Origin of the sequence: Parapedobacter defluvii (assembly GCF_014642075.1) — a bacterium.
Lineage (GTDB): Bacteria > Bacteroidota > Bacteroidia > Sphingobacteriales > Sphingobacteriaceae > Parapedobacter > Parapedobacter defluvii.
This window is the reverse complement of the sequence record NZ_BMIK01000021.1, coordinates 15,146-36,325: the sequence shown is the minus strand read 5'-3', so window position 1 is coordinate 36,325 and position 21,180 is coordinate 15,146. Positions and strand designations below refer to the sequence as shown.

Annotated in this window: 13 protein-coding genes; 11 read left to right on the top strand and 2 right to left on the bottom strand. The window is 49.8% G+C overall.

What is annotated here, in order from left to right:
- The first annotated feature begins 2 nt into the window (after positions 1 to 2).
- From IEX60_RS20745 to IEX60_RS20715, 7 genes are all read left to right on the top strand, one after another.
- The gene (locus IEX60_RS20745; RefSeq protein ID WP_188753319.1) at positions 3 to 1,667 is read left to right on the top strand and encodes a RagB/SusD family nutrient uptake outer membrane protein; all 1,665 of its coding nucleotides are present in this window, start codon (positions 3 to 5) and stop codon (positions 1,665 to 1,667) included.
- Between the two features lie 103 nt (positions 1,668 to 1,770).
- Positions 1,771 to 2,286, top strand: a complete 516-nt coding sequence (locus tag IEX60_RS20740; protein WP_188753318.1) for a hypothetical protein — start codon at positions 1,771 to 1,773, stop codon at positions 2,284 to 2,286.
- Positions 2,287 to 2,358: 72 nt separating this feature from the next.
- Positions 2,359 to 6,639 carry a hybrid sensor histidine kinase/response regulator transcription factor gene (locus IEX60_RS20735; protein WP_188753317.1) on the top strand — a complete coding sequence of 1,427 codons (4,281 nt, stop codon included), beginning with the start codon at positions 2,359 to 2,361 and terminating at the stop codon, positions 6,637 to 6,639.
- Between the two features lie 134 nt (positions 6,640 to 6,773).
- Complete coding sequence (gene lipA, locus IEX60_RS20730) at positions 6,774 to 7,655, top strand: lipoyl synthase (protein WP_188753316.1); 882 nt, start codon at positions 6,774 to 6,776, stop codon at positions 7,653 to 7,655.
- A 68-nt stretch (positions 7,656 to 7,723) separates the two neighbouring features.
- Positions 7,724 to 8,209: a methylated-DNA--[protein]-cysteine S-methyltransferase gene (locus tag IEX60_RS20725; protein ID WP_188753315.1), complete on the top strand. Its 486-nt coding sequence runs from the start codon at positions 7,724 to 7,726 to the stop codon at positions 8,207 to 8,209.
- Positions 8,210 to 8,606: 397 nt separating this feature from the next.
- Positions 8,607 to 11,912, top strand: a complete 3,306-nt coding sequence (locus IEX60_RS20720) for a UvrD-helicase domain-containing protein (RefSeq protein ID WP_188753314.1) — start codon at positions 8,607 to 8,609, stop codon at positions 11,910 to 11,912.
- Positions 11,909 to 14,809: a PD-(D/E)XK nuclease family protein gene (locus IEX60_RS20715; RefSeq protein ID WP_188753313.1), complete on the top strand. Its 2,901-nt coding sequence runs from the start codon at positions 11,909 to 11,911 to the stop codon at positions 14,807 to 14,809. Before IEX60_RS20720 ends, IEX60_RS20715 begins: the two co-directional genes overlap by 4 nt.
- Before the next feature lie 33 nt (positions 14,810 to 14,842).
- On the opposite strand, the gene IEX60_RS20710 is transcribed toward IEX60_RS20715, so the two are convergent.
- The gene (locus tag IEX60_RS20710) at positions 14,843 to 15,910 is read right to left on the bottom strand and encodes an Mrp/NBP35 family ATP-binding protein (RefSeq protein WP_188753312.1); all 1,068 of its coding nucleotides are present in this window, start codon (positions 15,908 to 15,910) and stop codon (positions 14,843 to 14,845) included.
- A gap of 229 nt (positions 15,911 to 16,139) precedes the next feature.
- Here IEX60_RS20710 and IEX60_RS20705 point away from each other — a divergent pair, with 229 nt between their 5' ends.
- The 3 genes from IEX60_RS20705 (at position 16,140) to IEX60_RS20695 (ending at position 19,244) form a co-directional block, all read left to right on the top strand.
- A complete protein-coding gene (locus IEX60_RS20705; protein WP_229717681.1) occupies positions 16,140 to 18,200 on the top strand; it encodes a biosynthetic peptidoglycan transglycosylase in 2,061 nt (686 codons plus the stop codon).
- A complete protein-coding gene (hpt, locus tag IEX60_RS20700) occupies positions 18,197 to 18,748 on the top strand; it encodes a hypoxanthine phosphoribosyltransferase (protein WP_188753311.1) in 552 nt (183 codons plus the stop codon). The genes IEX60_RS20705 and hpt overlap by 4 nt, the downstream gene beginning before the upstream one ends.
- An 82-nt stretch (positions 18,749 to 18,830) precedes the next feature.
- Positions 18,831 to 19,244 carry a CBS domain-containing protein gene (locus IEX60_RS20695; RefSeq protein WP_188753310.1) on the top strand — a complete coding sequence of 138 codons (414 nt, stop codon included), beginning with the start codon at positions 18,831 to 18,833 and terminating at the stop codon, positions 19,242 to 19,244.
- A gap of 8 nt (positions 19,245 to 19,252) precedes the next feature.
- Here IEX60_RS20695 and IEX60_RS20690 read toward each other — a convergent pair whose 3' ends face one another.
- The gene (locus IEX60_RS20690; protein ID WP_188753309.1) at positions 19,253 to 19,588 is read right to left on the bottom strand and encodes an MGMT family protein; all 336 of its coding nucleotides are present in this window, start codon (positions 19,586 to 19,588) and stop codon (positions 19,253 to 19,255) included.
- Positions 19,589 to 19,808: 220 nt separating this feature from the next.
- Between IEX60_RS20690 and IEX60_RS20685 the strand changes: the two genes are divergently transcribed.
- Positions 19,809 to 21,149, top strand: a complete 1,341-nt coding sequence (locus IEX60_RS20685; protein ID WP_188753353.1) for a 3-keto-disaccharide hydrolase — start codon at positions 19,809 to 19,811, stop codon at positions 21,147 to 21,149.
- The last annotated feature ends 31 nt before the right edge of the window (positions 21,150 to 21,180 follow it).

Genomic DNA, 21,180 nt, shown 5'->3' with positions numbered 1-21,180 from the left:
TTATGAAACAACCCAATAAAACCAAAAGCTTTATACGGATCGCCATTATCTGCTTGACTGGCGTTGTCAGTAGCTGTAGCCTGGACCGCTTCCCGGAAAGCGAATTCAGCGATGTGGATTTCTGGAACACAGAGACCGATCTGATGAATGCCGCCAATAGGCATTACCAGTTACTTGCAGGCTTTCAATTGGATGCCCGGGGAGACGATAACGTGAATCAGACCGCCAACTCCGTGAGTAACGGTACCCGAACCATTCCCAATACCAGCGACGACTGGAATAATCCGTACCGGGATATTTTTACCGCAAACAACATCTTGGAGAAAGGCGCTAAAGCCCAGGTTTCCGACGAAGTCAAAAATCGGTATTTCGGTGAAGCCCGCTTTTTCAGGGCGTATGCTTATTTCAGTTTGTTACAGAAATACGGAGATGTCCCGCTGATCCTGAAAACCCTCGATACCGACGCTCCCGAGCTTACGATGCCGCGCACACCGAAAGCAGAGGTCATTCAGGCTATTTATGAAGATCTGGATTTTGCGGCAGCTTGGCTGCCAACCCATCAGCAGTTACCAACAGCCCAATACGGCCGGGTAACAAAGAGCAGTGCACTCGCCTTAAAAGCACGGGTAGCTCTTTATGTGGGCACCCGCGCTAAATTCCACAACGACGGCGATTGGCAGTCGCATCTCACGTTGGCCTTACAGGCGGCCCAGGCGGTGATGGACCAGGGACATCAATTGTATCCTACCTATGACGGGCTATTCCAGCATGAAGCCGAAGGACCGGATAATACCGAAAATATTTTCGTGAAAATCTATGGGGTAAGTGCTTCCAACTTGATCGTCGGACACAACTATTCCCGAGACATGGAAAATGGACGTAATGCACCCACACGTAATCTGGTGCGCCAATACCTCTATGCCGATGGGCTGCCTGCGTATAATGGGTTAAACCAGCCCTCGTTAACCCGTTCTACACATTTTGTCGAGGAAAGCGAGGAAGACAGTTACAACGCTGTCTTTCAAAACCGTGACCCCCGGTTGGCTATGACGCTCTTCCAAGCCGGAGAACAAGCCTATAAAGGCCCTTGGATTCCAACCACTACCTTAGGATCACGATCGGCTTTTGCCGCAAAAAAGGGATTCAATCTGGAAGACTGGCAGACCAACAATGCCGGAACGGTTGACAAAATTTTGATCCGCTACGGGGAAGTGTTGCTTATCTACGCCGAAGCAAAATATGAATTAGACAACGCCATCAGCGATGCCGATCTTGACCTCACCGTCAATGCATTGCGGCAACGGGCGGGCTTTCAGGCGCGTCTTACCAATGCGTTTGCCCAGGCTAATAACCTCGATATGCGTGAGGAGATACGAAGGGAGCGGACTGTTGAGCTGGCGCTGGAAGGATTTCGTTACGACGACCTGATCCGTTGGAAAATTGCGGAAACTCTTCTCCCGGGCCAGCTGCTCGGGGCCAAATTTGATACGGAAGATTGGGTGGGTGCAGATCCGTCTACCTTGAATATCAATAGCGACGGCGTACTGATTGTGGAAAACACCAACGTACGGTCATTTAATTCCGACCGGGATTACCTCTATCCGATTCCATTCAATGAGGTTACCCTGAGTGGTGGTAGTGTCGTACAGAATCCCAATTGGCAATAATCATAAACAATTGAACAATGAAACCTGCGGAATCACAGGTTTCATTATCGCGTCATTGAATAATGCCATTGAAAGCAAATAACTAATGAATAAATTTTTTCTAATGAATACACAAAATATATTGATTATGCTGCTGCTGTTATCCGGTGGATTGTTTTTTGCCTGTGAAGACAAAGATTACCCTGCAGGGCTGCCTGAATACGAGCATCACTATTACATTGTATATGTACCCAACAACAACAGCGGTATTACGGTAAATAGAAGTCAAACAGAGCTGATTAAATTTCCGGTACAGTTTTATTCCGAATTTACCCGGAACTACGATGCGGTTGCCCATTATTCAGTCGTTACACCGGATGTGCCTAATCCCGCAGTTGTCGGCGTGGACTTCCAGATTGTAGATCAAGAAGGGAATGTCCTGCAACCGGGTGATAACGGTAAATATTCCCTGGTGTTTCCGCAGGCGGTAAAAACCAAGGATACCGTGTATGTCAAGCTGCTCAATAATCCCGAACCCGGTACCCGGATGGTAGAGATTAATTTTGAAGACAACATCACACCCGAGTATCGTGTCGATATCTTTTCAACGGCCTTCCGTCGTACACTGACCATTGAGTAGAAGCGTTAACGGTTGGGAATAACCCATTAATTTTCGATATTGCACTGAAATTAATGCCTTTAGACGACTACTATGTGCAGCATCGCACGAATTTTTATCTGGGTAATCCTTTTGTCGCTTAATAACCTGGCCGTTGGCCAGGTCAGTGACAGGGCGGTCAGATTCACCCGAATCGGTTTGCGGGAAGGTCTGTCCCAAAGCAGTGTGTTTTCGCTTTGTCAAGATTACCTTGGTTTCATGTGGGTTGGCACGCGCGACGGGCTGAACCGGTACGACGCGCGCAAGTTTGTTACCTATCGGAATATCCCTTCGGATACCACCTCGCTTACCGACAATTACATCATGTCCTTGCTGGAAGACCATAAAAAAAGGCTGTGGGTGGGCACCAGTTCTGGTATCAACTTGTACGATCGGTATACCGAGTGTTTTAAGCGATTTCCCCTGGCGAATAATCAGTCGGGTAATACGTTTTCTGAACCAATTGTTTCGGCCATCGTAGAAGACCGAAGCGGTCGGGTGTGGTTTGCAACGTCGCAGGGATTGTATTGCCTGGAAGAAGGAGAAGATTCCAGGCAACTTGTTTTAGTATTCGATGCCGCGATGTACAGCGAACAGGGAGTTCCGTTGGGGTGTAACAACGTACAGTCATTCTATGACGACGAACAGGGAAACATTTGGTTGAGTACGGTAAATGGCGTATTGGTTTTTGAGCCGTATCGTCCTGGAAGCGCCTTGCGGTTGACCAGGCATTTCCGCCGCCGTCCCGGTGAGCTTAATAGCGAAGATGTGCGGGTGGTACAAGACTTGGGCAATGGCATATTTTGGTTTGGCACCAAAGAGGGAGGAATCAATGTCTATAATTCCCAAACGGGAGCATTTCATTACCTTACGCACCAACCCCAAGCCCCGGGTCATTCCTTGGCGAGCAACGACGTGCGGTCTATTCTCAAAGACCGTTTCGGCGGCTATTGGATAGGAACGATCAATGGACTGAATTACTACACCGAGGAAATGGGGTTCTCCACCTACTCCAACAACGATTACAATCCGTTTTCCCTGAGTAATAATTCGATCCGGCCGCTTTTTCAGGATGCACGCGGATCCCTGTGGGTAGGCACCTATTACGGTGGCCTGTGTGTATATGACAGGCATATCCCGATCTTTCAGAATTATGCCCATAGTCCATACATCCCCAGTTTAAGCTACAATGTAATAAGCGGTATTTTGGAAAGTGCTGATCGCCATTTTTGGGTGGGCACCGAAGGGGGTGGCTTAAACTACATGGATCATACAGGCCGGGTATTTCGTCACTTTAAGCACGATCCCAAAAATCCTGGATCGTTGAGCCACAATCACGTAAAATCGCTCCACCTCGATCAACAGGGAACGTTGTGGGTAGGAACATACACGGGTGGGTTGAATGTGCTGAAAAAAGGATCACATACCTTCCAGCATATTAAACACGATCCATCGGTTTCCCATTCGCTATCAAACAACAATGTATATGCGATCAAGGAGGATGCCCGAGGAAATATGTGGTTTGGAACGTATGGTGGCGGGCTTAACCTCAAACTACCCGGGTCGGGCATGCAATTTGAAAGCTACCGGGCTGGCAAAACGGGTCGCTATCACCTCAGCTCCGATCTGGTGCGTACCGTTTTTATCGATAGCCGCAACAATCTTTGGGTGGGTACCGAAGATGGGCTCAACCTCAAACGTGCCGGGTCAGACCGATTCGAGATATTCCGGTTTTCATTGGATGATGCCAAAAGTATCAGTGGCAATATTATTATCAGTATCTTTGAAGACAGCCAGCACCGGATGTGGTTCGGTACCTATAAAAACGGACTCAACCAATACCATTACGAAACGGATTCATTTAGCCAGGTTACTGAACACGATGGATTACCAGGGAACAATATCTTTGGCATATTAGAAGACGCCGGGAAATTGTGGCTGAGCACAAACAATGGCATCTGCTCATTCGAGCCCGAGACCGGCATCATCAAGTCTTACAATACGAAAGACGGCATCGGCGGTAATGAATTTTCCATCGGTGCTTACTGCAAAACTACCGATGGGCAGCTGATCTTTGGCGGTACACACGGCCTTACGTGTTTCGATCCGAAGGATTTTAGCTTAAGTTCCTACGTGCCCCCGGTTGTATTTACCGATTTCAGGTTGTTCAATGAATCGGTAATTCCCAGCAATGAAGGGGTGTTAAAAAGGCCGATTTCCATAACCGATACCATCATATTGAGCTATGCGCAGAATATCTTTACCGTAGAGTTTTCGGCTATCAATTATGTGTTGCCTGAAAAAAACAGGTATGCATACCGTTTGGATGGTTTAGAAAACCAATGGAATTACGTCGTCAATCCATCGGCCACCTATACCAACCTGCACCCCGGTACCTATACACTCCTAGCTAAGGGAGCCAGCAATGATGGCATTTGGAATGAAACCCCGGCTGCGTTAACCATCCGGATATTGCCACCACCCTGGAAAACATGGTGGGCATACGTGAGCTATATTGCGTTGGTAGCGGTTGGCATCTACATGATTATCCGGTTTACCAAGATCCGAAGTCGTTTGGAGCACGAGTTACAATTGGAACACCTGGAGAATGAGCGGCAACGTGAGATCAATGAAATCAAGCTTAATTTTTTCACCAGCATATCCCATGAGTTCCGTACGCCCCTTACCTTGATCCTCGCTCCTGTGCAGCACCTACTAGCACATGCCAAGCTGGAAGAAAATGCACGGACGATGATGACAACCGTAAAAAACAATTCCTTGCGTCTGCTCAACTTGGTAAACCAATTGTTGGATTTCAGGAAGCAGGAAAGCGGGAATTTTCAGCTTATTGTGGCTCCCCACAATTTGGTAGCATTTATAGACCGCATAGCCTTCGAATTCAGGCACTACGCCGAAGAACAACATATCCACTTCGAATACAGTAAACCAATAGCGCCGGTGGAAACGTGGTTTGATGCCGATCAGTTGGAGAAAGTCGTTTACAACCTGCTTTCAAACGCCTTCAAATTTGCACCTGTGGGTGGTAGTGTGCGGCTCGCCATCGAAAAAATCACGCCATCCAGGGCATATCCTCTTGGATCTGCAATCATTCGCGTATGGGACAACGGAAAAGGGATTCCTGGCGATAAACTGGAGTCTATCTTTGAATTTTACTATCAACTACGTACTGTTAACGAGAAAAACCGGGGGCATCTAGGCTCTGGCATCGGGCTGGCATTGGCAAAAAACCTGACGGAAATGCATGGCGGTGAAATCACGGTGGAAAGCTACCACGGCGATGACAGACCTACATATACCTGTTTTATTGTGACGTTGCCGTTGGGCAACCAGCATTTTGACACCAGGGAGCTAACTACCTATCAATCGGAGACCACAGACCGGGCAATTACCCATCCACCGCTTGAACCTCCTCTCAGTTCAAGCCATGGAACCGATGCAGCTATTGAAGCACCCCACGGTGCAAACCGGCCACTTATCCTCGTTGTCGAAGATAATTCAGAAATCCGGGAAATCATAGTAAATACCCTGTATGACGACTATTCAATACTCGAAGCCGCAGATGGGCTGGAAGGCTGGCAACTGGTTAAATCACAACTTCCTGACCTTGTGATCACCGATATCATGATGCCGGAAGCTGATGGCATCACATTGCTGAAAAACATCAAGCAAAGCGCAGCCACCGATCATATTCCCGTACTGTTGCTTACGGCACGTTCTTCCGTGGAAAATGTGATATCGGGGTTAAGATCAGGTAGCGATGATTACATCACCAAGCCCTTCCATCCCGACGTGCTCATACTTAAAATCCGCAATATCCTGGCGGCCCGAGAGCGCTTCCGCAAAAAGTTTATACGAGACTACGTGCTTGCCCCCCAACAGATAGCTGAGGGCCCGTCGGCTGATCAGCAATTTCTCCAAAAAGTTATCCGGGTGATCGAAGATAATCTCGCAGAAACACAGTTCAATGTCAGTACGTTATCGAGCGAGCTCGCTATGAGCCGCCCGGTCCTGTACCGCAAACTCAAGCAGTTGACCGATCTCAGCGTCATTGAGCTAATCAATGTGATGCGACTTCGGAAAGCAGCCCAACTGTTGGCACAAGGCAATCTGCCCGTTAGCCAGGTGGCCTACCATGTAGGATTCAGCGATCCGAAGTATTTTGGCAAATCATTCAAAAATCATTTCGGCAAGTCGCCCAGTGAATATGCAGCATTGGATGCGACCACTCAGAAAGGCTTATTAACACAAGAACCCAACTATGTGCCCGGCTGGACCGGCCGTGCCGAAGCAGATGGCATAGGTCTTGCCGACTGAGTATTGATACAGCTTTCCTCGCCACGACCGCTACAAAATAGCCAAGCAGTACCGCCGGTTTGTGGAATGTCAGATTATCCTGATACCCGTATTGGGGTGCCGGGAAATTCAATATTAATCCCTAACTTTGTCATATGATCGAACTTCCTGTCATCCCGGCTCACCAGCTGCAGCGCAAGCCCGATTGGTTGCGTGTAAAGCTCCCCGTAGGAAAAGAGTACAGACACGTCCGTGGGTTGGTGGACGAGCATAAATTACATACCATCTGCGAGAGTGGAAATTGTCCGAACATGGGAGAGTGTTGGGGAGCCGGTACGGCCACGTTTATGATATTGGGAAATATCTGTACCCGATCCTGTTCGTTCTGCGCAGTAGCCACCGGACGGCCCTTAGCGGTTGATTTGGATGAACCCAACCGGGTAGCCCAATCGGTCAAGCTCATGCAGGTGAAACACTGTGTGATCACTTCAGTGGACCGCGATGACCTAAAAGACGGGGGCTCCACCATTTGGGCGGAAACGGTTAATGCAATCCGCCGCGAAAGCCCCGACACGACATTGGAAACCTTGATTCCCGATTTCAAGGGCATCTGGGAAAACTTGGAACGTGTGTTGGCCGTGCGCCCGGAAGTTGTATCGCACAACCTGGAAACCGTGCGCCGCCTTACTCGCGAAGTACGTATACAGGCCAAATATGACCGTAGCCTCGAATGCCTGCGCCGCATTTCGGCTGCCGGATTGCGTACCAAATCAGGCATCATGCTCGGCTTCGGCGAGACGGAAGCCGACGTTATTGAGGCCATGACCGATCTCTACGAGGCCGGTGTGCATATCCTTACACTCGGCCAGTACCTCCAGCCCACCAAGGCGCATCATCCCGTAGTGGAATGGGTTACGCCCGATCAGTTCAAATACTATCAGGAAATTGGCTTGCGCATGGGCTTCAAGTATGTAGAAAGTGGCCCGTTGGTCCGCTCATCCTACCACGCCGAGAAACACTTATTTGATATGCAGTAAAGCGGTACATCCAACGCACTGTTTTGGGGGATATTGTCATTATCTTAGGCTGCGTCAATCCAATGATCATGGAATTATATCAAGCTTACATACAGACGCCACTTGGAATAACCGCTATCAAAGGAAATGAGCACGGATTGACATCCGTTTCCGTAGGGGATGATAAGAACCTTGTGCCAACGGAAGTATTTCCCGATAGCTTAGCAACCGCCGCCATACAACTCCAGGAATACTTCGCAGGTAAACGGACCACTTTCGAGTTACAGCTAAACATCAGGGGAACGGATTTTCAGAAGAGTGTCTGGCAGGAACTGCTCCATATCCCCTATGGAAAAACCATTTCATACCTGGAGCTAGCCCGGAGGTTGGGTGACGTGAAGTCTATCAGGGCTGCCGCAGCTGCCAACGGTCAGAATCCGTTCTGGATTGTGGTGCCCTGTCACCGGGTCATTGGCAGCGACGGATCGTTAACCGGTTATGCGGGTGGTCTTTGGCGTAAAAAGTGGCTGCTCGAACATGAAAGTCCCTATAAACAGCAGGCATTGTTCGCTTGATTTTTGCAAACAAACTACTTTGGTGATTTAACGAGCCTTCTAACGCCCGGTATCGGTAAACATTTCAGGGTGTGCTCCCATGCCTGCTCGTAAATGTATACTCATTCTTTCTTCGATGAGAAGAAGAAAAGATGCTAATTAGAACGTATATATTTCCTAATTTGATCGTCTTTTTAACGTCTTTTCATCGTCCTTTGGACGTCTTTTGGACGATAAAATAACAATTAAAAGATAAATACAAAATATCTAATTTAGCTGATAGATCAAACGTTATCCCATTTACTTTTACTTCTTTTTCTTAAAAGTATAAAAGAAGAGGATGTTATTTTTTCCGAGCTAGCCCTAGCTTACGATACATTCCGTTAGATTTTATTATCTTCACCCTGAGAAAAAGATAATGCCTACGATACCTCCACTTAAAATACTCAAAGCATCGGCGGGGTCCGGCAAGACCTTCAGCCTTACAGCGCATTACCTGACGTTGCTGTTTTCGGGAGAAAACAAGTACCGGGAGATTTTGGCCATCACCTTCACCAATAAGGCGACGGCCGAGATGAAAGGGCGTATCCTGACGGTATTAGAGGCACTTGCTACAGGAGATGGTTCAACGAAAGACGCCGCCGGTGGATACCGCGAGATTCTATTGGGTGCTTATCCTCAATGGGATGCCTTTTCCCTGCGGCAACGTGCGGCCGCGGTATACCGCAAAGTACTGCACGATTACGGTCATTTCTCGGTGAGCACCATCGACGGTTTCACACAGAAGGTCATCCGGGGTTTTACCTTCGAGTTGGGTATCGATGCAGGATATAAGCTGGAGATGAACATCCGCAAGGTAAAAGCGGATCTAGTGCTGCGCCTCAACCGACTGCTCGACGAACGTCCCGACCTGCTGCGATGGATCATGGATTATGCGCAGATGCGGATCGATCGGGATGAAAGCTGGAATTACCGCTGGGCGCTGAGCGACCTCGCGTCGGAAATTTTCAAGGAGGATTTCCAGGATTTCGATAAAGCGATATCGGACATTCCGGAGCAGGAGTTATTTGCCAGCCTTGATAGTTACTGCAAGGAAACCATCAAGCAGTTTGAAGATGCATTCGAGCAATTGCTCAAAACCGCTGCCGATACGTTCGCTGCCTCGGGCGTGGACGTGATGGATCTGGTGGGAAAGTCGCGCAACCAATTGGGCAAGCTGGGTAGTCTGTCCGCACAGAATCCACACGATGTGATCAAAAAGTTGGAGAAGTACATCCATGCACCGGATGAGTGGCAGAAAGGCGGTCTTACGGGCGAGGTGACTGTGCTATATCGGGATCTGAATCCATTGCTCGAACAGCTATACGAACAGTATGCTGCACAAAGCCCCGATTATTACCTTGCCAAGGCCATTGACGAGAATCTCTACTACCTGCGCCTGCTCAAGGAGATGAGCACGCTGCTGGCGGAATGGCGCCGGGATAATGGTGCTCAGCTCATCAGCGATGCACAGATCCTACTCAACAACATCGGTGTCAATGAGTCGGGCGACCCGACTTTCATCTGGGAGAAAACGGGCAACCGCTTCCGGCATTTTCTCTTTGACGAGTTCCAGGATACATCGCGGAAACAGTGGGACAACCTGCGCCCGTTGCTGATCAATGCCATGGGCAATGCCACAGGTACACAGAGTGAACACCTCATCGTGGGCGACGTGAAGCAGAGCATTTACCGCTGGCGCAACGGCGACTGGCGTATCCTGCTGGATCAGGCTGAGCAGGAGGTCGGTACGGCATTCAATACGGCGGATACGTCGTCGCTCATCGAGCATGCGACGCTGGAAACCAACTACCGCAGCTCTGAATACATCGTGGCTTTTAATAACCTGGTATTTGAACACGCACCACGATGGTTGCAGCAACGCCTGAACGACCGCATCCTATCCGAGCTGGGCGAGGAAGAATACGAACGGTGGTGGCAACCGTCCGGCAACCACGATACGCTCATCCGGGCGTATGCGGACAGCCGACAGCAATTGCCGGCATCTGCGCGGAAGGGCGGGAAAGTGCAGGTGGATTTTATTGACGTTGGAAGCAACAACCATCGTGCGAGTGCCGTGAAAGAAGAGGCGCTTACCCGACTGGCAGATACACTCACCGGATGGTTATCATCAGGCATCTATCAGGCTGGCCAGATTGGTATCCTCGTCCGTACCAACAACGAGGCACGGGAGGTCATCCAATACCTGCTGGATCGGCAGCGGGAATCGGGAACTGCTTTTGACGTCATCTCAGGTGATGCGTTGGCATTGGCCAACCATCCAGCCATCCGGCTGCTGGTTGACACGCTGCGTGCGCTGGTAGGCAAGCTGCCTGATACTGCATTATACCTGGCCAACTGCATCCATCTGCATAGCCAACTGGCGGATAACGGGGAAGCGGTCTTGCCCGATGACTGGGTGCGTGTGCGCACGTGCAGACCGATTCAACTGGCGGGGTTGCTGCCCGAACCCCTTTGCACGAACTGGGACGCGTGGTCGCAGCTCCCGCTGGCCGAACTGGTGGAATCACTGATCGTGGCTTATGGGCTGCAAGCGAAGCAAGAAAGCCTGCCTTATCTGCTGGCTTTCCGCGATCTCGTTGCCGCTTTCACTGCCAACGGAGAGCGGGGTATTCCGGCATTTCTGACGTATTGGGAAGAAGAAGGCATCGACCGTGCATTGCCCGCAGCAGGCAAGACAGATGCCGTGGAGGTACTGACCATCCACAAGTCCAAGGGGCTGGCGTTTGATGTCGTGATGATCCCGTTTTGCAGCTGGTCTATCGACGGACGTATTAACAGCAACTTCTGGGTAAGCACCGAAGATACTCCCTATGCGCTCCTGCGCAAAACACCCGTGAAGTATAAAGGCGACCTCGGTAAGTCACGTCTTTACCAAGCATATTTCGAGGAAATGTTGTTCAACTACATGGACGCACTCAACACGCTCTATGTGGCCACCACGCGTACGCGTAAGCACTTGTACATTACAGCACCTGGCAAAAAGGGCGACGGCGAAATCAGCTCCCTGCTGGCCAGCGACCTGCTCCTCGAAGTATTGCCCAACGTTGCCGATGAGCTGAATATCGCCTTCCACGGTGGCATACAGTTGGGAGATAGTACGGAAACAGACGCGCTTAGGGAGCAGAAACCATTGCCGAGCGGATGGTCGTTCAGCCATTACCCGGCATCCACCCGGATGAAGGAAGAACTGGCCCGCCCCGAAATACAGACCGAGCTGGATGTCGTACGGCTGGACGCAGCCAAGCGCCATGGCCGGCTGTTGCATGAACTGATGGCCGAGACAACCGCCGCCACGGAGTTGGAGGCACGATTGGATGCCCTGCAGGCACAGGGGTGGCTTCGCCATGAAGAACGGGCCGACGTCCTGGCGCTTGCGTTGGCTACCTGGCACCATCCGCAACTGGCACAATGGTTTAAGGGTGATTACCAACACTGGAACGAACGGAGCATCATTCTGCCCAGTGGCCGTACACTGCGCCCGGATAAGGTGTTGATCCGGCCGGATGAGACCATCGTGCTGGATTTCAAATTCACGCAGCACGAGGATGAGGCCCATCTGAGGCAGGTAGCGGATTATCAGCTAGTGCTTCGTGAAATGGGCATGCCGAATGTAAAAGGATATGTGTATTATGGAGAACTCAAGAAATTGGTAGCCATATGAGAAATGATCCGTTCCTCCAACAAGTTGCTGCCGATTTATTGTCCCGGTTTGGCGACGACCTGAAGGATGTAGCCGTGGTGCTGACCAACAAGCGGCCCATCGTATTCCTGCGGAAACACCTGGCCGACCTGGCGGGCAGGCCACTTTGGAGTCCTTCGTTTTTCACTGTCCAGGAGTTTTTCCGACAGTCGGCCGCTGTGCCGGAGGCCAGTCCACTTGCGCAATTCTTCATCCTGCACCGGTTGCACAATGCGGCGCTCCGCGAGGAGGGACGTCCGGAGGAGACGCCGGATGAGTTCTACCCGCTGGCTGAAACCATCTTAAGTGACTTCGCCCAACTGGACTACGACCTCGTAGCGCCGGAAGCGGTCTATGCTGAGCTGCGTGACATCGCCCTGCTTCAACAGCGCTTCCCTCACCTGTCGGCCGACCAGCAACGCTTCATGCGCCAGTTTTGGGAGTCCTTTTCCGTGGGCAAGCAGACAGCTATTCAGCAGAAATTTCTCCAGCTATGGGGACGCCTGCCCACGCTTTATCAACGGTTCAAAGCGGAACTGCGCGAGCAGAAGCTGACTACTACGGCTGGAAACTACCGCGATCTGGCAGAAGGCCGCGCAGACCATCCCGACTTTATCTCAGCATATAAGCAGGTAGCGTTTGTGGGGTTCAACGCACTCAACCGCTGTGAGGTGAAGCTCTTCACACAATGGCAGGAAGCTGGGAAGGCACTTTTCTACTTCGACGCTGACAGCTATTACCTTGACGATGACCTGCAGGAGGCTGGCCTTTTCCTCCGGAAAAATGTGGGGCAGTATGGATTGCACAATGCGCTTGGTGAATTTCCGGCCGCACTGGGCTCAAAAACGGATCGTATCGAGCTGGTAGCTGCTTCGGGCAAAGTCGCTCAGGCCAAATTGCTGTCGACTCTATTGGAAGGCCAGCCCGCTGATCGGGAGGCCCCAACGAACACGGCTATTATCCTGGCCGATGAAAGCTTGCTGGTACCGGTACTGCAAAGCCTACCCGATGGCATCGATTTCAACGTAACGATGGGGTATCCATTGTCGCAATCCACGCTATTTGGATACCTGGACGGATGGCTGGGCATCCAGCAGCAATTGGCTGCGAACCAGGGTCGATCCGTACATCACCTCGACGTAGAAGCAATTTTGGCCCACCCCCTCAGTGGTATATCACCGGAAGAACGCGATAACCTGCAAGGCAATATCAACGCCAACGAATGGCTGGAGGTGCCTGCTACCGAACTGTCGCTGACAACAGGCAGTTATCCGGAGTTTTTCATTCCGCGTAGCGGTAATGAAGCTGTGCTCCAAGCGTTGCATGCCCTGCTGGATGGCGTGCTGGGACACCGTCAAAACGCCAAAAGCCTCCGTCACATCGAAGCCGTGCTGATCCTTGCCGTTAAGAAGGCGCTCAACCTGTTACAGGAGGGGCTGGCACACTACCCCGAGCTATCGATGCCTTTCTTGTGTTCGCTGGTGCGCAAGTCACTCCAGGGGATATCGGCTCCCATCGAGGGTGAACCATTGAAGGGTGTGCAGATCATGGGGCTGCTGGAAAGCCGTTGCCTTGACTTTGATGAGATCTACCTCATCGGAGCAAATGAAGGGAAACTGCCCAATATTACGGTGGCCCACACTTTCATACCCGATTCCATCCGGCGTGCCCATGGCCTGCCAGTACTGGAAAACCAGGATGCCCTATCTGCATACCTGTTTTACCGTCTGCTGCAATACCCACGGCACATCACCGTGGTGTACAATGCCGTGGTAGATGATAGCAACAGCGGCGAAGTGAGCCGGTTTGTCCGACAGTTGGCCTTCGAAAGCCGGTTTACATTCCAGCAGCACAATCAGCAGCAGCCCATCAAGACGATCCCTGCACCACCTTCGCTTAGCTTGCAAAAAACCGGAGCCGTATGGGACAAACTGAGCCGCTACCTGGATGATACCAACCCCGATCGCCCGAAGCTGTCGGCTTCGGCATTGACCACCTATTTGCAGTCGCCTCTCTTGTTTTTCCTCAAATACATAGCGGGTATCAAGGAGCCACCTAAGCTTACGGAAGAGTTTGAAATGAATCGTCTGGGTACGGTTGTACACGCCGTGATGCAGGACGTATATGAACAGTTGAAAGCTGAAAACGATACGATCGCCCCACACAGTATCCTGCAGAAGATCAAGGCACTGCCGCAAATCTGTTTGGAGGCACTGTCCAAAGAGCTGTACGGCGAAGCCGGAAGGATCCAGGCACCAAACAGCATGCAGCGCATCCTGCTCAAGGTAGCCGAAGAATATGCGGCGGTGTTCCTGCATTATGATGCGACGCATGTAGCGCCACTGCGGATTGTGGAACTGGAAAATGAACGGGATTACTCCGTCTCATTCCCGATTACGGTAGGAGGTGAATCGCGGACAATCGTACTCTACGGTATTATAGACCGGGTGGATGAGGTAAATGGCAAGACACGCATCGTTGACTACAAGACCGGGCGCGATGAAGTGAAGTTCCATGGGTTGGATACGCTGTTTGCTCCGGCATCGGCCAAGAGCAATAAGGCCATGATCCAGACCTTGTTTTATACCTATGTCTACGAGCAGGTGACAGGCAGGCGCAGCGTTGAACCGAATCTGTATATTGCACGTAAGCTTCGCAAGGAGGGGCCCTTATTCTACATGAGCGGTCGCGGCAGGTATGTGGCGGAGGATGCCGAGCTGGAAAACATCAAAGCGCAGTTTACTGATTTCCTGCGGCAGACGCTGGAAGAGCTGTTCAATCCCGATGTACCCTTCCGGCACAATCCGGATGCGGTGTTGTATCCGGGCGATCCCTATCGGGAATTTTTAGGCATTGATGTCCCTGCCGAGGATGATTAGCTGTGGTAATCCTTATTTGCGATAATCCCTTAGTTAGGTATACGAGGCAATCTGTGCGATTGACAGCTGCTGAGCCACCTTGCCGGCGATTTCCAGGAAAGCTGCGGCAGCCGGATTCTCATCGTCCATCATCACGGGCAGCCCGTTGTCGCCGGAATCACTGATTCCCTTAACGAGCGGGATTTCGCCAAGAAAGGGGGCGTTGAAGCGTTCAGCCAGGCGTTTGCCGCCATCTTTCCCAAAAATATAGTACTTATGGTCAGGCAATTCCGCAGGCGTAAAGTACGCCATGTTTTCAACCACGCCAAGCAGCGGGATGTTGATGGAATCCATCAGGAACATACCGACGCCCCGCACGGCATCAGCCAGCGCAACATTCTGTGGGGTGGTCACAATAACGGCTCCCGAGATGGGAAATCCTTGGGCCACGGTGATGTGCACGTCGCCCGTGCCGGGAGGCAAATCCACAACAAGATAGTCCAATTCGCCCCAATCTGCATCATTGAACAATTGCTTAACCGCGGTGCTTACCATGGGGCCACGCCACGGAACAGGCTGGTTGGGGTCGGTAAAAAATCCGATAGACAGCAGTTTCAGACCGAATTTTTCGATGGGCTCGATTTTTGTTTTGCCCTCTGCAGTCTTCGAGGCTTTTGGGCGGGCTCCTTCCAATCCGAACATAATGGGCAGAGAGGGGCCGTAAATATCCGCATCGAGCAGGCCGGTTTTTGCGCCTTTGGCGTGCAATGCCAGGGCCAGGTTCGCTGCTACGGTTGATTTGCCCACACCTCCCTTGCCAGAGGCAACCAGAATGATGTTTTTGATATTGGACAACTGATTGCTCTTTGAGCCGATAACACGGGAAGTCATGTTGATGTCTACGGCAATATTTTTATCCACGAATAAGGCAATGGCATTCCGGCAGGCATGTTCGATGTGGCCTTTCAACGGGCATGCCGGTGTGGTGAGCACTACATCAAATCGGATTTTCGATGGCGTGATTTCCACATTCTTAATCATGTTCAGGGTAACCAAGTCTTTCTTGAGATCGGGGTCATCCACATGGCTTAACGCATGCAATACCTGTTCTTTCGTAATCATTTCACTCCTCTCATTTACGGAATCCATACCGAACAAAAGTAGCCATTTAAAAGTAAAAAAGATGTCAATTTTTGCGAGCTTCCGCCTGCCTATGATAAAAATTGGCCATAGGCGAAACCTATGGAAACACGAACACAAACTTGTCATATCTTTGTTTTTAATGAGAATTATCCCGTATTTAGGCGAGGAATAGATCGATCTTATGGTGAATCGTATAATTAGGCAGTTTTTGGCTAAGATCACAAAAAGACAGCTCGTTATTGGAGGGATCATATTGGGCGTATTCCTGGTGGGAGCCGTAGTTGCCTTCACGATTGCCTACCATAAACGGGAAGCGCTGCTGGCTACCACCGTAAAGCGGATGCAGACCAAACTGGCCGACGACTATCAAATTGATCTTGACATCGGGAAGGCCTATTTTTCGGGACTGACCACCGTGACCCTTGAGGAAGTCTCGATTACGCCACAAGACCGGGATCAACTTGCCGGTATAGCCGATGTTTCTGTGAGCGTAAGGCTCTTCCCCCTGATTACGGGAGATGTGAAATTCGGGCGTTTACGTGCCCATAATGCACGCATACAACTCATCAAAAAAGACAGCATAAGCAATTATGATTTCCTATTCAGGGAACGCGATACGCTACAGCATGAACCGGATCAGGCGTCGGCTGAGCAGACTGAGGCGCAATCCATTAATATGGCACAAGCTGCGAACCGTATGCTTAATAGCATACTTTATAAAATTCCGGAGGATATGGAATTGCGGGAATTCTTACTTACCTATCGCGATGACAGCATACAGCAGCGCATCAGTGTACCCAAAGCGGATATCGACAATGGTAACCTAACTTCGGCGGTATACCTGAATGACAACAAGGCGGCTTGGCAGGTTTCAGGGAAACTAAATCCGGGAAAGCGGCAGCTGTATGTAAAAGTACATGCCAACGGACAGAAAGTGGCGCTACCGTTACTTGAGCAAAAATTCGGATTGAAGCTTAGTTTTGACACGATTGAAACCCGGCTACGGGAAGTGTACTGGACGAACAACGAGTTTTTGCACATCAAGGGAGAATGGGCTGTAAAAAACCTCAACATTAACCACTGGCGCATTGCCCAAGAGGATGTCACAGTGCCGGATGCACACGTCGATGCGGAGGTGATTGTGGGCAATAACCATGTAGAACTGTCAAAAGAGTCGACAATAACTGTGAAAAAGCTGGAAGTACATCCCTATATCCGGTATACCACAGCGCCTGAAAAAACCTATGCGATTGCCCTGGAAACTCCGGAAATGGAAGCCCAGGATCTGTTTGACGCATTTCCGAAAGGGCTTTTTGAATCGTTGGAAGGAATACGGGTTTCTGGCAATATCCAATATCAACTGGAGGCGTTCCTGGATGCAAATAACCCGGATAGTGTACGGTTTCACTCCGATATGCAGCAAAAGGGATTTAAAGTAAATACATGGGGAGCCGCCAATATACCGAAGCTCAACAGCACCTTTGTATACACTCCCTATGAAGATGAAAAACCGGTACGCGATATTGTGGTGGGGCCGGAAAATCCTAATTTTATTCCGCTGAATCAGATCTCTCCCTACCTGCGGAATGCGATTCTTACCACGGAAGACCCATCATTTTTCAGCCACAATGGATTTGTGGAAGAAGCGATACGGACATCCATTGCTACCAATTACAAAGAAAAAGCATTTAAACGCGGAGGCAGTACCATTTCCATGCAACTGGTAAAGAATGTATTTCTCAACCGGAACAAGACGCTTGTGCGGAAACTGGAAGAAATCCTGATTGTATGGCTGATGGAAAGTACGAGGGCGGTCAGCAAAGAACGGATGTATGAAGTGTACCTCAATGTCATTGAATGGGGTCGTAATGTTTACGGTATTACAGAGGCATCGCGTTATTATTTCGGCAAGCATCCCTCTCAGCTTACGTTGGGGGAAAGCATCTATTTGGCGAGCATTGTACCGCGGCCTAAGACAGGCTTATACGCATTTGACTATGAGGGGCGGCTCAAGCCTTATCTGGGGCGTTATTTCACTTACATCGGAAATATCATGGCGAGGCGGGGTCTGGCCCCGCCCGATTCGGCGGGCGGCTACGGTTTTTATGCTGTAAGTCTAAGGGAGCCATTGCGGCCGGATAAGCCCGCTAACGTTGATACCCTTCAACTGCAGGCGCCCACCCCGGATTTTGATGCGGAACTGGAAGAAGTTAGGGGCCTATTGGACCGCATATTCCGGACGGACCCCAAAGAGGAGGAAGCACCGTGAAGATAACCATTAACCAGCGGGTGTTTGAGCGAGCTATCGATTACAACCAGATCAAAAAACGGATCCGGCTCATCGGTATCCAGCTCAATGTGGCCTATGAAAATCAGTATCCGGTTTTTATCGGGGTACTCAACGGTTGTTTCATGTTTATGGCAGATCTGATGAAGCAGATTCATATTACAAGTGAGATATCGTTTGTAAAATTAGCTTCGTACGATGGAAGCAACAGACGGGAACACGTGGATGAGCTGATCGGGCTCGAAATTGACTTAAAAGGACGAGAAGTTGTCGTCGTGGAAGATATCGTGGATACGGGCAATTCGTTGAAACACACGTTGGAGCTGATCGAAGCACAAAAGCCGGCTTCCATTTCTGTTTGTACCCTGCTGCTCAAACCTGCAGCCCTGCGGCATTCTTTCAGTAACATCGCTTACGTTGGTTTCGAGATATCCGATGATTTTGTTGTTGGATATGGATTGGATTATCAGGGATTAGGACGTACTCTTCCGGATATTTATAAAGAGATTCGCACCGAAGATAAAGGGTAAGCTTTACTGTCAAATAGACCTGCTAGCAGCCACAAAAAAAGTTGGAACAAATATTGTATTCCACTTGGGAATATTTGTTGGAATGGAAAAAAATATTCCAATTGCAGCGATCGTATTAAAAAGTAAGGTCACTGTAAATCCGCAAGATCGGATAAGCGCGGTCTATCGGCTGATGAAAAAATTTCAGCTAAAGCATATTCCGGTTATTGATGTAGACAAAATCGTTGGCATCATTAGCCGAAAAGACATCCTGCATTTAGGCTTTGGATATGAATATGACGGACGTGAAGACGTAGAAATAGGGATGTTTGACATGCTCCAGGCCGATCAGGTAATGGTTAAAAACCCCACTTTAATTTCTCTCGATTCTTCTGTTTTGGAAGTTGCAGAGTTGATAGCAAAGGCAGATATGCACGCGTTGCCCGTTATTGATGAGGACAAAAATGTGGTGGGTACCATCGATATTAACGATATCTTGCTTTTTTTGTTAAGGTAGGCAAGGGGTTATTTCCCGTCATCTAGGGGTGGTTCCCAAAATAGACGGTCGAAATCGACTACCCGGTCGTCGACGATAGTAACTCCTTCGTTTTCGAGTAGCTGTTGCATTAAAATGGGGCTGCCGAAAGCCATTTTGCCGCTTAGTACCCCGATACGGTTAACCACCCGATGGGCAGGTATAGGGGGATGTGCCGTACGAGCCGCCCGCATAGCCCAGCCGACCATCCTAGAAGAACCACCGGCTCCCAATGCACGGGCAATTGCTCCATAAGAAGTAACCCGGCCTTCGGGAATCTGCCTGACAATTCGGTATACTTGTTCAAAGAAATTGGGTGGTTCCATTTGGATATTACGATATCGTTTTCGTAAAAAAATGACGCAAACTTACGTGATTTGTGCTCAAAATGCCTAATATTGAATGTAAAATCAAATATAAGCTTATAAGCAAAGCTAATTAAATTATTCTGGATCACCTTTAATAACCCTATACCAATAAATAGATCATCATATGCGTATATCGAAAATCAAAAGATTAAGTCGTCAGGTTCCATTGGTTTACCTGATGGCGGGCGTAGCGCTTACTGCGTGTACCACGGCCCCCCACGACGGATGGGAGCCCCTGTTTGACGGGGAAACCCTTACCGGATGGCAGGCGGTGGGAGGCGAGGCGCCTTACGCCGTGGAAGACGGAGCAATTGTCGGAACAATGACTGCTGAAACACCTAACTCCTTCTTGATAACCGAAAAAGAGTACGGCGATTTTATCCTGGAATTGGATGTGAAGCTGGAAGGTGAAACAACCAATTCCGGTATACAGACACGCAGCCATTTGGATAAAGAAGCAAATAACGGCAGGGGAAGGGTATACGGCAGGCAGGTGGAAATTGATCCCGCATCGAGGGCTTGGACGGGAGGTATTTATGACGAGGCTCGCCGCGGGTGGTTGTATCCGCTTGATTTAAATGAAAGTGCAAAGAGTGCTTATAAAAAAGAGGAATTCAATCACATCCGCATCGAAGCCATCGGAAACGAAACCAAAACATGGGTGAACGATGTCCCCATAGCCTATGTAGTGGATACGCTGGATGCAACCGGTTTTATCGGATTGCAGGTGCATGGCATCAATGATGAAGCATTGGCGGGCAAAAAAGTGTATTTCAAGAATATCCGTATCCAGACTGAAAACCTGAAACCACAGGATTTTCCGGCGGGGATATATACCGTAAACCTTACGCCCAACAGTCTTTCTGCGTATGAAAAGCAGGGCGGGTACGAGTTGCTCTTTGATGGCAGCAGTCCTGCAGGATGGGTAGGAGCCTATAAAGATTCGTTTCCTGAAAAAGGATGGGAAATTAAGGATGGGACCATTACCGTGCTTCCTTCGGATGGCGCAGAGTCAACCAATGGAGGCGATATTGTAACCGTCGATCAATACGGTGCATTTGACCTTTCGTTTGAATTTAAATTGACAGAGGGAGCGAATAGCGGTGTAAAGTATTTTGTCACATTGAGCGAAAACAATAGGGGGTCTGCCATTGGGCTCGAATACCAGGTATTGGATGATGAGCGGCATCCCGATGCAAAGATGGGAAGGGATGGTAATCGTACGCTCGCTTCGCTCTACGATTTGATTACAGCACAGAAGAACCGCCGGGCAATCCGTAAAATCGGGGAGTGGAATAAGGGGCGTGTGGTGGTGCAGCCGGATAACACGGTGACTCATTACCTCAACGGTGAAAAGGTGCTGGAGTATAAACGGGGTTCCGATGTATACAAACAGCTGGTGAGCGAAAGCAAATACAAAAATTGGGATAACTTCGGTCAGGCGGAAGAAGGTCATATTCTCCTGCAGGATCATGGTGATAGGGTCAGCTTCAGAAATATAAAAATTAAACGGCTGTAAGAACTTCAATTTTTGCCTAACTTTGCCGCAT